The sequence below is a fragment of the Halomonas sp. BC04 genome, from assembly GCF_000568385.1.
The window spans coordinates 1-15,253 of sequence record NZ_AZQX01000032.1 but is presented as its reverse complement, the minus strand read 5'-3'; the positions used below and the strand labels follow the sequence as shown (position 1 = coordinate 15,253).

Here is a 15,253-nt window from a genome sequence, read left to right as displayed (position 1 = left end):
GTGTGGTGTCCGATGTCACGACTTCCTCGGATGTCACGGTGGCTTCCTGGGTTTCCAGGGCGGCGAGCGCGGCCAGGGCTTCCGCCTCAGCCTCTGCGAGGGCTTGAGCGTCTTCCTCGGCCTGCTGYTCCTCGGCCAGTGCCTCTGCCTCGGCTTCATCGATGGCTTCCTGCTCGGCCAGTACCTCTGCCTCGGCTTCAACGATGGCCTGCTCCTCGGCCAGTGCCTCYGCTTCGGCTTCCTCGGTGGCCTGCTGCTCGGCCAGTGCCTCCGCCTCGGCTTCAACGATGCGCTGCTGCTCGGCCAGGGCCTCTGCCTCGGTATCATCGGCAGATTCAGTGACCTGCGCGAGTTGCATAATCTTGGTGTTAGCGGGAGAAATCAGGTCCGCCTGGGCAAGACCTGGACTCATCAGCGACAGCGATGCAACCAACACCGCGGGCTTCCTGAAAATACGCATTCGATGTTTCATGTTCATGCTCCTCAACGAGAGCCCAGGGGCCTTGATAGCCGTTTCTAAAGCCTGCCAAGGTAAGCGCTGTCGTCATGGTGTTGTGAGTGGCTAGGGGGTGGCCAGGGCAAGCAGGAATGGAGAGAACAGCTACCACATCTATTGGTTCAGCATGACCAAGAAAACGGGAACCATCGGTACTGCAGCACACATAGCAGATCGATTTTCAGGGTAATCCTGACGCGCGATAGCGCAGCGCGTCTCATTCACGATTGGAGAGAGTGATTCCCCAGATCCCGGCGCTTGCCTGTATGGGTGCGAGGCGAGTAACGCATTCGCCATATTGGGCTTGAAACCTCGTTTGTTACCACCACATTCTTCCATGCAAGGCCCCCTTGGGGCCTCCCGCCACGGCGATAGTGCCGTTGGAGCGAGTTCAATCTGAACAACTGGTCACGGATACACAGGAGGTGATTGGGATGCCAGTGCAAACATCGTCCAACCGCAAGCTGAAACAGGCAACCGACTACGCCGTTGCTGACGCATCAACCTCTCTCAGCCAGCCAGGCGGTTTTGCCAACCGGATGCAGGACCCCTACCCCACTCGCCTGAGCAAACCGCTCGAGGTGCCCTGGCTCCAGCGTCAGGAGGAAGTGGTCAAGGGGCATGCCGAGGATGGTCCGTTGAGTCAGGCGCAGCTCGACGAATTCGACCGCAAGGGGTTTCTGTTCGAACCCGGCTTCATCCGGGGGGAGGAGCTCGATAGGCTGCGCCGGGAGCTGAATGAGCTGATGGGACGCGACGATTTCCGCGGCCGCGAGTTCAGCATCACCGAGCCCGACAGTCGCGAGATTCGTTCGTTGTTCGCCGTTCACTTTCTCTCCGAGAGTTTCCGGCGGTTGGCCCATGATGAGCGGCTGATGGGGCGGGCCCGACAGATTCTTGGCGGCGACGCCTATGTTCACCAGTCGCGAATCAACTACAAGCCCGGCTTCGAGGGCAAGGGCTTCAGCTGGCACTCCGACTTCGAGACCTGGCACGCCGAGGATGGCATGCCGGCCATGCATGCGGTTAGCGCCTCTATCGTGCTGACCGACAACCATGCCTTCAATGGGCCGCTGATGCTGATTCCCGGTTCGCACAAGGTCTACGTGCCGTGCCTGGGCGAGACGCCGGATGACCACCACAAGCAGTCACTGAAGCGCCAGGAGTTCGGTGTGCCGGGGCGCGATGCGCTCAGGCAGCTTGTCGAGCGCCACGGTATCGAGGCACCGACCGGTGCCGCTGGTGGTTTGTTGCTGTTCGACTGCAATACGCTGCACGGTTCCAACGCCAATATGTCGCCGGACCCACGCAGCAATATCTTCTTCGTCTACAATCGACGTGATAATGCGTGTGTCGAGCCCTTCGCTGCCCGGCGCAGGCGACCCAGCTTCCTGGCCCATGCGCCGGACGAGGCGTGGTCGCCACAACGGTGACACTTTGCCTCGCACCGGGAGGTTGTGGAACAGGGCGCCTGGTGGGGTAGACTGTCTAGCCTGTTAATGAAGAGCGGCACGAAAATGAGAAGGAGAACACCCGCCATGCGCTTTGTCCCACGTTTTACCGATGGTCAGGAGTTTCCCCATCCGCTCGGAAAGGTCGTGTGTATCGGTCGCAACTATGCCGACCATGCCCGGGAGCTGGATAATCCGGTGCCCAGCGAGCCGCTGTTGTTCATCAAGCCGGCCACCAGTGTGGTCAGCCTGGACGAGCCGCTCGACCCTCCCTTTTCCCGCGGCGAAGTGCACTACGAAATCGAGCTGGCACTGCTTATCGGTGAGGAGCTGTCCCATGCCACGTCGGACGAGGCAGAGCGCGCCATCGTTGGTATCGGCCTTGGTCTGGACTTGACGCTGCGCGACGTGCAGACGCGCCTCAAGGAGAAGGGCCACCCCTGGGAAGTGGCCAAATGTTTCGACGGTGGCTGCCCGCTGAGCGACTTCCTGCCGCTCAGCCGCGTGCCGAACTGGAATGCGCTCGCCTTCGAGCTGAAGATCAATGGGGAGCTTCGCCAGCACGGCGAAGGTTCGGACATGCTATTTCCGGTGCCGACCCTGGTGGCGGAGATGAGCCGGCACTTTACCCTGCAACCGGGGGACGTGATTCTCACCGGGACCCCGGAAGGAGTGGGTGAGCTGCCTCGCGGTGCCCTTCTTGAGATGACCCTGACCGGTGGGCTGCAGGCCGCTGTACGAGTCGTGGAGTGACACCAGGCGTTGGTCACCAGCGTTGAACGACAGAGCCCCCGCAATCAAGCTTGCGGGGGCTCTGTCGTTACAGGCAGGTCATTTTATTTCACAGGGCTACTTCAAAGTGTGAGTCCACGGGGGCTATTCCAGATAGGTATAGCCCTGCAGGCCGGCGGAGAGGTCGTCCAGGAACTGCGCCTGCTCCTCTTGCGGCAGGCCGCTCTCGGCCAGCTGGCCGGCCAGTCGCTCACGCAGCACCTCGGCATCGAAGTTGACGTAGGCGAGGACGTCGGCCACCCGGTCGCCCTGCTGGGCATGGGACAGCACCCAGCTCCCATCATCGCCCAGGGCGGCATCCACCGAGTCGGTATCACCGAAGAGGTTGTGCAAGTCGCCGAGTATCTCCTGGTAGGCGCCGACCAGGAAGAAGCCCAGCAGCCGTTCCTCGCCCTCGCGCCACTCCGGCAACGGCAGAGTGGTCTCCACGCCCTGGCCATCCACGTAGCCGTCGATGCGGCCATCGCTGTCGCAGGTGATGTCCTGGATCACACCGCGACGGGTCGGCTCGCGGTCGAGTCCGGTCAGCGGCAAGACCGGGAAGATCTGGTCGATACCCCAGACGTCAGGCACCGACTGGAACAGCGAGAAGTTGACGAACAGCTTGTCGGCCAGCTTCTCGGCCAGCTCATCGATGATCTCCCGGTGGGCCCGGTTGCGGCTGTCCAGGCGTGAGCGCAGGCGGGCGCAGGCGGCGAAATAGACCCCTTCGCCTTCGGCGCGCACGGTGATGTCGGCAAGCCCCATGATGAAGCGGTCATGCAGTTCGCTCATGGCCTGCAGCAGGTCGTGCCATGCCTCCACCAGCCCGCGCGGCTCCATGTGGTCAAAGAGCAGGTCGTGGACCCGCCACAGCTCCTCGAGCTGGGGGTCATCCTCGGCCTGGCGCTCGGGAGCCTGGTCATTGACCCGTTCCTCGCCGATCACATTGGTGATCAGCACGGCGTGGTGCGCGGTGAGCGCCCGGCCGGACTCGCTGATCAGGTGGGGCTGGGGTATCTCCGCCTCGCTGCAGGCCTGGGCGAAGGCGCTGACCACGTTACGGGCGTATTCACGCATGGAGTAGTTGATCGAGCAGAAGCTGCGCGAGCGGGTGCCTTCGTAGTCGATGCCGAGCCCCCCACCCACGTCGACCGTATCGATGGGGACACCGAGAGCCAACAGGCTCTGGTAGAAGCGCGCGCACTCCCGCAGGCCGAACTGGATGTCGCGGATATTGGCGATCTGCGAGCCAGGTGGAAATGCACCAGCTGCAGGCAGCCGAGGGAGTCGGTCTCGCGCAGGCTCTCCACCACGGCCAGCATCTGGCCGGAGGTGAGGCCGAACTTGGATTTCTCGCCACCGGTATCCTGCCACTTGCCCATGCCCACCGAGGCCAGGCGTGCCCGCAGGCCGATGCGCGGGGTCACCCCGAGCCGCTCGGCCTCTTCCATGATCAAGGGTAGCTCGGAGAATTTCTCCACCACCAGATAGACCCGGTGGCCCAGCTTTTCCCCCATCAGTGCCAGGCGGATGTATTCCTGGTCCTTGTAGCCATTGCAGACGATCAGGGAGGGACCGTCACCGGAGAGGGCCAGCACCGCCAGCAGTTCCGGCTTGCTGCCGGCCTCGAGGCCGACTCGCCCGTGGCCGCGCTCCCGGGTGGCGAGGATCTCCTCGACCACCCGGCGCTGCTGGTTGACCTTGATGGGATAGACCGCGGTATAGCCGCCGCTGTACTCCTCCTCGGTCATGGCCAGGTCGAAGGCGTCACAGAGCTGCTCGACCCGGTCATGGAGGATATCGCTGAAGCGCACCAGCACCGGCAGGCGCAGGCCGGCCTGGCGCAGCTCATCCACCAGCGGTGCCAGCGGCAGCGCCGGACCGTCGGCTTCGCTGCCTAGCGGCCTTACCAAGGCGTGCCCGGCATCATCCACGTCGAAATAGCCGCTGCCCCACTGGTCGATGTTCCAGGTTCGGCGGGCGCGCTGGGCGGGGCCGGAGGCTGCTCCCATCGATAGACTCATGCGTTGCTCGCTTCGGGTAGGGGCAGGGCGCCGTGTTCAAGGCGTGCCGTGAGAATGGTATGAAACTGCTCCGGATCGTGGGGCGTCAGGTCATGGGCCGGCGGATCCACATAGACCACCAGCAGTCGTGAAAGCCAGTAGCGCAGGGCGGTCATGCGTAGCATCGTTGGCCAGACCTCACGCTCGGGGTCGGTGAGCGGTCGGCGGTTCTGGTACGCGCGCAGGATCACGTCGTGGCGTTCGGCGTCGAGTCGCCCGTCGTCTCCGGTGGCCCAGTCGTTGATGACGATGGCCAGGTCGAAGAGCAGGTCCCCGGTGCAGCCATTGTAGAAGTCGATGATGCCGCCGAGGCGATCACCCTCGAACAGGGTGTTGTCGCGAAACAGGTCGCCGTGCAGTGCCCCCTGGGGCAGCGGAGGCGCACCGCCGAGGACCCCCTGGTAGATTTCCACCTCGTCCTTCATCAGGGCCTGGTCCTCGGGAGAAAGGTAGACCAGTACCCGGTGATGCATGGCCATCAGCCAATTCAGGTCGCGAGGGTTGGGGCGGTGGCCCGGAAAGTGCTGCGATACCACGTGCATGCGGCCCAGAGTGTCTCCGAGGACCCGACACTGTTCCAGGCTGGGTGACATGGGGTGGCGGCCCGGCAGCTTCGGGAAGAGCAGCGATGGCTTCCCCGACAGGCTGTGCAGGGCGACACCCTCGCGATCGTGAACGGGGCCCGGCACCGGCAGGCGGTGCTCGTCCAGATAGTCGAGCAGCTCGACGAAGAATGGCAGCTCCTCGTGCTCACCCTGCTCGAAGAGGGTCAGAACCAGCTCACGACGATCGGTGGTGACGAAGAAGGTGGAGTTCTCGGTGCCGCCGGCCACGCCCTCCAGTGTCGCCAGCGAGCCGACGTCGAAACGGCTGAGGAATTCCGCGACCTGCGCGTCGCTTAGCGGTGTGAATACGGCCATGTCTCTCTCGCCCGGGTTGCCAAGCCGCCTATTGTAGCGACTTGGCACTTCGATGCACGTCCGAGGAGGATGGTTCGACATTCCGGCATCGTCAAAGCCCTTGCCGGGCGGCGCTACCAGCTGATCAGCACCCACTGGGGCACGGCAATCCGATCGCCTTCCTGACGTTCGAAATTACCGTCGCCGTCATGGTCCACCAGGTAGTAACTGGGGCCCCGGGCTGGGCGGATCTCGATAGCGTAGAGCTGGCCATTCACCCGGTACTCACGAATGGTGCGATCCTCTTCCTGACGGATGGTGATGTCGGGTTCCACATCGGCGGAGGATTGCGCCAGGGCCGGTGCGGCAAGGCCCAGGCTCAGTCCCAGGGAGAGTAGTGCGACAGCCAGGGTATGATGCTTTGCGTTCATCTTGACCTCCGAAGCCGGCTTGCGACAATCGCTATCACCGCGCGGGATATGTGCAGTGTATGACGTTGGACAGCACGAACCCAATGTCGGCGGCAAAACAGTTGCGCAATGCGTATCATGGCTGACCAGGATCACGTTTTCTTGCACAGACTCAACGGATGCCGATACATGGCCGACACGCCCATCGTTCTCGTCGACGGTTCCTCCTATCTCTACCGAGCCTTCCACGCCCTGCCGCCCCTGACAACGTCCAAGGGGCAGCCTACCGGCGCCGTGAAAGGCGTGCTCAACATGCTCAAGAGACTGATCAAGGACTATCCCGACAGCCCCATGGCGGTGGTCTTCGATGCCAAGGGCAAGACCTTCCGCGACGAGCTCTTCGATCAGTACAAGGCCCACCGGCCACCCATGCCCGATGACCTGCGCTCCCAGGTGGAGCCGTTGCATGCCTGCGTTCGTGCGCTGGGGTTGCCGCTGCTCTGTATCGAGGGGGTGGAGGCCGACGACGTCATCGGCACCCTGGCTCGCCAGGCGACGGAGGCGGGCCGCGACGCGGTGATCTCCACCGGTGACAAGGACATGGCCCAGCTGGTCAATGAGCACATCACGCTGGTCAACACCATGAAGGACGAGACCCTCGACGTGGAGGGGGTCAAGCAGAAGTTCGGCCTGCCGCCGGAGCTGATCATCGACTACCTGGCGCTGATGGGCGACAAGGTGGACAACATTCCCGGTGTGCCTGGGGTCGGCGGCAAGACGGCCCTGGGACTGCTGCAGGGCATGGGTGGCGGCCTGGATGACATTTATGCCGACCTGGAAAAGGTCAAGACCCTGGACTTTCGTGGCGCCAAGACGCTGCCGAAGAAGCTCGAGGAGCACCGTGACCAGGCCTATCTCTCCTACCAGTTGGCAACCATCAAGACCGACTGCGAGCTGCCGGTAGGCCTCGACGACCTGGATATCGCCCATCCCGATCGTGAAGCGCTCAAGCATTGGTACGCCGAGCTTGAGTTCAAGGCCTGGCTGTCGGAGCTGCTGGCCGGCAAGGACGAGGGCGTCGATGACTTGCGTCGTGGTGCCGAGGTTGCGGACAACGATGCTGCCGACAACCTCGACCCGGCGGCCAGCGTGGAAGTGTGCAAGAACCACCTGATTCTGACCCGGGAAGCGCTGGATGACTGGCTTGCGCGCCTGGAAGCGGCTGAGGCGTTCTGCTTCGATCTGGAGACCAACAGTCTCAACTACATGGTCGCCGAAATCGTCGGCATCGGTTTGGCGCTGGAGCCGGGGGAGGCGGCCTACATTCCCGTGGCCCACGATTACATCGATGTGCCCGACCAGCTCGATCGTGACCAGGTGCTGGCGCTGCTCCGGCCGCTATGGGAGGACCCGCGCGGGGCAAGATCGGACAGAACCTCAAGTACGATATCTCGGTACTGGCCAACTACGGCATCAGCGTGCGCGGGCCACTGACCGATACCATGCTCGAGTCCTATGTGCTCAACTCCACCGCGACCCGGCACGACATGGACTCGCTGGCGCTCAAGTATCTCGGCCACAAGACCGTCAGTTTCGAGGAGATCGCCGGCAAGGGCGCCAAGCAGCTCACCTTCAACCAGATCGACCTCGAGCAGGCCGTACCCTACGCCTGTGAGGATGCCGACGTGACGCTGCGGCTGCATGGCGTGTTACGCCCGCGGATCGAGTCCGAGGGCAGACTGGCCGAGGTGCTCGACAACCTGGAGCGGCCGCTGATCCCGGTGCTGTCGCGCATGGAGCGCACCGGGGTGGCACTGGATGCCGAGCGGCTCCACCGCCAGAGCCAGGAACTCGCCGAGCGTATCCGTGAGCTGGAGATTCGCGCCTTCGACCTGGCCGGCCGCGAGTTCAATCTCGGTTCCCCCAAGCAACTGGGGGAAATCCTGTTTGAAGAGCAGAAGATCCCGGTGATCAAGAAGACCCCCAAGGGAGCGCCCTCCACCGCGGAGGCCGTGCTCGAGGAGCTGGCGCTGGACTATCCCCTGCCCAAGGTGATCATGGAGCATCGGGGGCTCTCCAAGCTCAAGTCCACCTACACCGACAAGCTGCCCCGGCTGGTCAACAAGGCGACGGGGCGGTTGCACACCAGCTATCATCAGGCGGTTACCGCCACCGGGCGGCTCTCTTCCAGCGACCCCAATTTGCAGAATATTCCGATACGCACGGAAGAAGGGCGCAAGATTCGCCAGGCCTTCATCGCCCGTCCGGGCTACGGCATCGTCGCTGCCGACTATTCCCAGATCGAGCTGCGCATCATGGCTCACCTCTCCGAGGACAAGGGGCTGCTCACCGCCTTCGCCGAGGGGCGCGACATCCATACCGCCACTGCCTCAGAGGTATTCGGCGTGCCCATCGACAAGGTCTCCGGCGACCAGCGGCGCAGCGCCAAGGCGATCAACTTTGGCCTGATCTACGGCATGAGCGCCTGGGGGCTCTCCCGGCAGCTGCATATCGAGCGTAACCAGGCGCAGACCTACATCGATCGCTACTTCGACCGTTACCCCGGCGTGGCACGCTACATGGATCGCATCCGCGCCCAGGCGGCGGAGGATGGCTATGTGGAAACGGTCTTCGGCCGGCGGCTCTACCTGCCGGAAATCAGGGCCCAGAACCATGCACGTCGCCAGGCCGCCGAACGTACCGCCATCAACGCCCCCATGCAGGGTACCGCGGCGGACATCATCAAGCGCGCCATGATCGAGGTCGATATCTGGCTGCATGAGCAGGGGGGCAAGGCGGCCGAATTCGACGCCGTGATGGTGATGCAGGTTCACGACGAGCTGGTCTTCGAGGTGGCCGAGGCCCAGGTGAACGATTTCATCGTGCAGGTGAAGAGGCGCATGCAGGCCGCCGCCGAACTCAGCGTGCCGCTGATCGTCGAGGCGGAGAGTGGTGCAAACTGGGACGAGGCGCACTAGGCTCTCCTTCCCCATTGATTGAAAAACGCCACTGCGGCTGCGGTGGCGTTTTCGGTTTGGGGCTAGTCGCGCAATATCGTGGCGGTTCGCTGGGGCTCGAGCCGCACCTGCTCGCCGATCTTCCACAGGGTATGGCTGGGGGTGATGGCGCAGAATCGCTGGCCGTGGTGCTCGAGCAGGTAGTAGCAGTCATGGCCGCGGAACTCGCGCTCGACGATGGTGGCGCCTTGGTCGTCGGGTGCAGCCGACAGTGACAGGTGCTCGGGGCGCAGCGACAGGCGTACCGGTCCCTGATGATGGCGGTTGATTGCCACGGGGCCGAGGGCGGTCTGGGCGATCTCGCCATCGGCCTCGCCTTCAAGCAGGTTGGTATGGCCGAGAAATTCGGCAATGAAGGAGGTGGCTGGCGTCTGGTAGATGCACTCCGGACGGTCCACCTGCAGCAGTCGACCCGAGTGCATGACCCCTACCTGGTCGGCGAAGGAGAGTGCTTCGGCCTGGTCATGGGTAACGAGAATGACGGAGGTGCCGGCGGCCTTGAACAGGCGGCGCACTTCCTTGCGAGTCGACTCCCGTAGAGCGGCGTCGAGGTTGGAGAAGGGTTCGTCCAGCAAGACCAGCTCCGGCTCGGCGGCCAGCGTTCGGGCCAGGGCGACACGCTGCTGCTGGCCACCCGATAGCTCGTCGGGCATGCGAGCGGAGAGGTCGGCCAAACCCACCAGGTCGAGCCATTCCCGCGCCTTGGCGGGGCGTTTCGCCTTGGCGATATGGCGCATGGCGAAGGCGACGTTCTCACCCAGGCTCATGTGCGGGAACAGCGCATAGTCCTGGAAGACGATACCGATACGACGTTGCTGCGGCGGCAGTTGGGTCACCTGCTTGCCATGCAGATGGATCTCCCCGCCATCCGGGGTCTCGAAGCCGGCAATCATGCGTAGCGTGGTGGTCTTGCCGCAGCCGCTGGGGCCAAGCAGGGCGAGGATTTCGCCATTGCCCAGCGTGAAGCTGACGTCTTCCACCGCCAGCGGATCGCCGTCGCGGTAGCGTTTGCTGAGTCCCTCCACCGAGAGCAGCGGGTCGATCAGCCGCACAGGGTTGCCCCGGGGGTCGGCGCTGATATTGAGGTTCGTCATCATTTGCCCTCCTTGGTGAGCAGAAGACCCACGGATAGGCTCGAGAACACCACGATGGCGGCGGCGAAGGGCGCCGCTTCGGCCAGCATGCCTTCCGAGGTGCGGGTGAATACGGTGACCGCCAGGGTGGTATAGCCGGTGGGGGCCAGCAGGAAGGTGATCGGCAGCTCCTTCATGCAAAGCACGAAAACCAGCACGACGCCGGCCAGAATGCCGCGGCGCAGTCGCGGGAAGATCACATGGATAAAGGTGCTGACCGGTCCATGGCCCAGCGAGTGGGCGGCTTGTTCCATGCTGGGCCGGGTCTGTAGCAGTGAGTTGCGGATCGGACCCAGGGCCAGTGCCAGGGATGCCATGGCCCAGGTAATGATCAGCAGTGCCAGCGTCTGGTAGAGGAACGGTGCCGTACGTAGTGAGAAGAACACCATGGCCAGACCCAGCGCCAGTGGTGGTATGGCATAGCCAATATACGCCGAGCGCTCGATCATCGTCGAGAAGGGGGAGCGGTAGCGTACCGTCAGGAAGGCCAGGGGCAGGGCGAAGGCGGCCGCCAGCAGTGCGGCCGGCAGTGCGGCGCTGGCTGAGCGCAGGAAGGTTCCCGGCACCCGGGCGAAGAAGCTCATGTCGGGCGGTGCGAGTAACAGCCAGTAGGCGAGAATCATCACCGGCAGGCCGATGGAGATGCTGAACAGCACGATCAGGTAGGGCCATGCCAGCCAGCGGGCACTGCCCAGCGGTTTCGGGCGAAGGGGGCGTGCCACGCCGGTACCGACACGGGCCAGCTTGCGCTTGAGTACCAGGCTGTCGAGCATCACGAAGCTGGCCGCGACCACCAGCAGCATGATGGCAAGCCAGGCGGCATAGATGCGATCGAAGGCGCCGGAGTACTGGGTATAGATGGCGTAGCTGAAAGCTTCGTAGCGCATCAGCGCCACGGCACCGAAATCACCCAGCACGTAGAGAGTGATAACCAGCCAGCCGGCCATCAATGATGGCATCAGGTGTGGCAGCGTCACCTTGCGCAGGATCTCGCCCTGGGAGTAGCCCAGGCTGCGTGCACTCTCTTCCAGATTGCCATCCAGCCCGGAGAGGGCCGTGCGCAGGTTGAGGAAAAGATAGGGAAAGGTGTAGAGCGAGAGCGCCAGGGTTGCGCCGACGTACCCTTGGATACGCGGCAGTTGAATGCCGGTTAGCTGAGCCAGAACCCCGTAGTTGCCGCCAAGCCCGATCAGCGCATAGGCCATCACGTAACCCGGCACCGCCAGCGGGATGACGCCCATGATGGTCAGTGCGCGCTTGAAGCGAATATCGGTACGTGTGACCAGCCAGGCCAACGGAAAGGCCATCACGGTGGTCATGACCACTACGCCCGCGGCCAGGGCCAGGGTGTTGATCAGCAGTTGGAAGTTGCGGGGGCGGAAGACCAGGTCGGCAAGCGTGGCGCTGTCGGCCTCGAAGGCGCGCAGGCCGAGATAGAATAGCGGCACCAGCATGGCGGCTGCGACTACCAGCGACGGCAGCAGAATGTGCAGTGGCACATTTCGTGGCAACAGGCGCGGCAGGCGCGAGGCCGGTCGTCTATGGGCGGAGATGCTGTTGGTCCGTATCATCGTGCCTCGCGGAATGAAGTGTGCCGCCTGCAGAGCAGGCGACACTCGGGTCGGCGTTAAAGCAGGCCGACATCGCGTAGTAGGTTCAGGGTACCTTCGAGATCCTCGAGATCATCCAGGTTGATCTGGGGGGACACCTCAAGAAGGCGATCGAAGTCCTCGAGAATCGGGTTCTGGATGACGTTGCGAGTCACCGGGTACTCGTACACGTTGCCGGTGAAGTACTGCTGGGCGGCCGGTGACAGCAGGTAGCGTATGAATTCAACAGCCTCTTGCTGCTTGCTGCTGCTGCCCACCACGGCGATGCCGGCGACGTTCACCAGGTTGCCGATGTCACCGTCGGCGAAGAAGGCCTGTTCCACCGGGTAGTCGGCATCGGTCGCCTTGAAGCGTGGCAGGTAGTAGTTATTGACCAGGCCGAAGTCGATCTCGCCGTCGGCGATTCCCTGCACCTGGGTGGTGTTGTTGCGGAAGGTGACAGCGCCATTGTCGCGCATGCCTTCCAGCCATTCGCGGGTTGTTTCATCACCGTGCTCGACGCGCATGGCGGTCAGGAAGGACTGGAAGGAGCCGTTGGTGGGCGCCCAGCCGACGCGGCCTTCATAGCGCTCGTCGGTGAGGTCGAAGACGCTCTCGGGCAGCTCGCCCTCATCGACCCGCTCCGGTGAGTAGGCGACGACCCGCGCGCGGCCACTGGCAGCGACCCAGTTGCCCGACTCGCTGGTGTAGATGGTGGGCAGGCCTTCATAGATGTCGGCCGGCAGCTCGGCGAGTAGCCCCGCCTGGCTGATGGCGCCCATGGCGCCTGCATCCTGGCCCCAGTAGAGGTCAGCGGGTGAGCGCTCCCCCTCTTCCTGCAGCAACACGGCCAACTGCGCGGTATCACCGTAGCGGACTTGCACGTTGATGCCTGTGTCCTTCTCGAACTGGGTGATGATCGGCTCGACCATCGACTCGCCACGCCCGGAGTAGAGCGTCAGACTGGCGGCGGAGGCCAGCGGGGCGGCAAGCAGGGTAGTGGCAACAGCGGTAGCGGTAAACAGCGTCTTGCGCATGGTGTGTTCCTTGAGGCTGAAAGGCGGGGAAATGGTGTGCCACTCTGCGGTGGTATCGTCCCTCGGCCAGTCCCGGTCTATCGCCACGATAGCAAAAATGGATACGGTTGCAAATGGTAATGATACGCAAAGAGATTTTTATGACTTCGGTCAATTTTTTCCGCCAAGAAAGAACGGCGCCCGCCACTCGGTGAGTGGCGGCGCCGCAACGGCGTCAACCCGGTGGGTCAATAACCGACCAGCATTGCCGGCAGCCCCGTGATCAGCCAGGGGAAGAAGGCCATCAGCAGGCAGGCCAGCACGATCAGCGCCACGAACGGCAGAACCGCCTTGTAGAGATCGACGATCTCGATGCCGGGTGGCGCCACACCCTTGAGGTAGAACAGCGCATAGCCGAACGGTGGCGTCAGGAAGGAGGTCTGCAGGATCACCGCCACCATCACCACGAACCACAGCACGTCGATGCCCATCTGCTGGACGATCGGCAGCATGATCGGGAAACTCAGCAGCACGATGCCGGTCCAGTCCAGGAACATCCCCAGCAGGAACACCAGGAACAGCATCAGGATCAACGCGCCGGTGGTACCGCCGGGCATCGCCAGCACCAGGTCGCTGATCACCGTCATGCCACCGCCGCGGGAGAAGACCCCGGTGAAGGCGGTGGCGCCGACCAGTACCAGCATCACCATGGTGGTGGTCTTGCCGGCATCGATCAGGGTGCGGTAGCAGGTCGAAATCTTGCGGTCGCCGAAGATCAGGAACAGCAGGAAGGCAATGAAAACGCCGATGGCCGAGGCCTCGGTGGCGGTGGCCACCCCGGTGAACAGCGCCCCCAGCACGCCCAGGATCAACCCCATGGGGGGCACCACGTACTTGGCCAGCATGATCAACAGCTGCCCGGTGCTGGTCTCGGCGCGCTCGGCCGGCGGCACCGGTGGGCCATAGGCCGGCTTGATGAAGCAGATGATCAGCACATAGAGGGCGTACATGGTTCCCAGCAGCAGTCCCGGGACCAGGGCGCCGGCAAACAGTGCACCCACCGAGACCGGCGAATAGCTGGCCATCAAGATCAGCATGATGCTGGGCGGAATCAGGATTCCCAGGCAGCCGCTGGCCATGATCACACCGGTGCTCAGCTCCTTGTTGTAGCCATACTTGAGCATCGGCACCAGGGCGATCATCCCCATCACCGCAATGGAGGCGCCGACGATGCCGGTGGTGGCGGCCAGCAGCACCGAGACGATGACCACGGTCAGAGCCAGCCCTCCTTTCAGGTTGGCCAGCAACAGGCGCATGACATAGAACATCTTCTCGGTGACGCCCGAATCATTGAGGAAGCGCGCCATCAGCACGAACAGCGGGATGGCTACCAGCACGTAGTTGTCCATGCGTTGCCATAGATATTGTTGATGATCGAGCCGAGTACCCGCGGGCCCGGGCCAAGATAGGCGCCGATCACGGCGATGCCGCCGAGCACGAAGGCCAGCGGATGGCCCATGAACAGGCCGACCAGCAGGCCGCCGAACATGACCAGGGTGAGCAGTTCCGGACTCAGGCTCATGCCGTTTCCTCCCGCAGCTGCTGGATGGCGCGAATGACGATGGCAATGGCCTGCAGCAGGATCAGCACGGCGGCGATGACGATGACCGCCTTCACCGGATAGACCGGTATCGAGACCATGCCGTAGGTGGTTTCACCGCGGCTGTAGGAGCGCATGAAGAAGTCCCAGCCGAAGGTGAGTAGCATCCAGATGAAGGGAACGAAGAAGACCAGGTAGCCGAGTATGTCGAGCAAGGCCTGCTTCTTGTGGGAGAGCAGGCGCTTGAGCACGTCGACCTCGACATGGGCGTGATGGCGCAGCCCATAGGCGGCCATCAGCATGAAATGGGCACCGAACAGCATCTTGGTGATATCGAAGGCCCAGTCGCTGGGGCGTCCGGTGAACAGGCGCAGCGCTATGTCGTAGAGCACCACTAGGGTGATCACGCCGATTAGCGGCGCCACAATGCGGCCGAACCATTCGTTGATGGTATCGATCACCTTGGCTATGGAGTGCATGGTGATAGCCTCTCTCGAATCAGGAGTTCCGTCGGGACAGACGCGGTATGGGGCCGCAAACGGGGAGCCGACCCGGCTCCCCGTAGTGGTTGGTCAAACCCGGCTACACTTGCTGCAAGCCGGGCAAGGGGCGGTTTACAGGCACTCTTCGATGGCCGCCAGGTCAGGCAGATTGTCGACGGTGCGACTCATGTTGAACGGTGCAGAGATGTCGCGCCAGTTCGCATAGTGCTCCATGTAGCTGATCATGGAGTGGTAGACCTTGGCGTGCATCGGGTTCTCGCAGGCACCGCGCAGGATCACTTCGTTGGTGATTTCCTGGATGT

9 protein-coding genes and 4 pseudogenes are annotated in these 15,253 nt (G+C 63.2%); 3 read left to right on the top strand and 10 right to left on the bottom strand.

Translation table 11 applies throughout. The features are described 5' to 3' along the window. On the bottom strand, positions 1 to 472 hold a 472-nt coding region (locus tag Q427_RS02595; RefSeq protein ID WP_197030472.1), incomplete at its 3' end, for a hypothetical protein. 458 nt (positions 473 to 930) lie between these two features. Here Q427_RS02595 and thpD point away from each other — a divergent pair. Both thpD and Q427_RS02585 read left to right on the top strand, forming a co-directional pair. After that, positions 931 to 1,929, top strand: a complete 999-nt coding sequence (gene thpD / locus Q427_RS02590) for an ectoine hydroxylase (RefSeq protein WP_043510709.1) — start codon at positions 931 to 933, stop codon at positions 1,927 to 1,929. A 105-nt stretch (positions 1,930 to 2,034) separates the two neighbouring features. After that, entirely contained in the window at positions 2,035 to 2,700 is a 666-nt protein-coding gene (locus Q427_RS02585; protein WP_051496067.1) for a fumarylacetoacetate hydrolase family protein, read from the top strand. A gap of 123 nt (positions 2,701 to 2,823) precedes the next feature. On the opposite strand, the pseudogene speA reads toward Q427_RS02585, so the two are convergent. The 3 genes and pseudogenes from speA to Q427_RS02570 all read right to left on the bottom strand — a co-directional run bounded on the left by speA (position 2,824) and on the right by Q427_RS02570 (position 6,114). Then, a pseudogene (speA, locus tag Q427_RS02580) lies at positions 2,824 to 4,733 on the bottom strand (biosynthetic arginine decarboxylase). Positions 4,734 to 4,741: 8 nt separating this feature from the next. Beyond that, a complete protein-coding gene (locus Q427_RS02575) occupies positions 4,742 to 5,704 on the bottom strand; it encodes a homoserine kinase (protein ID WP_043510706.1) in 963 nt (320 codons plus the stop codon). 113 nt (positions 5,705 to 5,817) lie between these two features. Then, positions 5,818 to 6,114, bottom strand: coding sequence for a DUF2782 domain-containing protein (locus Q427_RS02570; RefSeq protein ID WP_043510703.1), 297 nt, complete (start codon positions 6,112 to 6,114; stop codon positions 5,818 to 5,820). Positions 6,115 to 6,282: 168 nt separating this feature from the next. Here Q427_RS02570 and polA point away from each other — a divergent pair. Beyond that, positions 6,283 to 9,071: pseudogene (gene polA, locus Q427_RS02565) on the top strand (DNA polymerase I). 62 nt (positions 9,072 to 9,133) lie between these two features. Here polA and Q427_RS02560 read toward each other — a convergent pair. From Q427_RS02560 to Q427_RS02535, 6 genes and pseudogenes are all read right to left on the bottom strand, one after another. Then, on the bottom strand, positions 9,134 to 10,207 hold the full coding sequence (locus Q427_RS02560) for an ABC transporter ATP-binding protein (protein WP_197030471.1): 1,074 nt from the start codon (positions 10,205 to 10,207) through the stop codon (positions 9,134 to 9,136). After that, complete coding sequence (locus Q427_RS02555) at positions 10,204 to 11,814, bottom strand: ABC transporter permease (RefSeq protein ID WP_051496066.1); 1,611 nt, start codon at positions 11,812 to 11,814, stop codon at positions 10,204 to 10,206. The genes Q427_RS02560 and Q427_RS02555 overlap by 4 nt, the downstream gene beginning before the upstream one ends. A 56-nt stretch (positions 11,815 to 11,870) precedes the next feature. Beyond that, positions 11,871 to 12,869, bottom strand: coding sequence for an iron ABC transporter substrate-binding protein (locus tag Q427_RS02550; protein ID WP_043510700.1), 999 nt, complete (start codon positions 12,867 to 12,869; stop codon positions 11,871 to 11,873). Positions 12,870 to 13,096: 227 nt separating this feature from the next. After that, positions 13,097 to 14,430 (bottom strand): annotated as a pseudogene (locus Q427_RS02545) (TRAP transporter large permease). After that, a complete protein-coding gene (locus Q427_RS02540) occupies positions 14,427 to 14,927 on the bottom strand; it encodes a TRAP transporter small permease subunit (RefSeq protein ID WP_043510698.1) in 501 nt (166 codons plus the stop codon). The pseudogene Q427_RS02545 and the gene Q427_RS02540 overlap by 4 nt, the downstream one beginning before the upstream one ends. Before the next feature lie 135 nt (positions 14,928 to 15,062). Then, positions 15,063 to 15,253 (bottom strand): annotated as a pseudogene (locus Q427_RS02535) (ABC transporter substrate-binding protein); the annotation flags it as partial.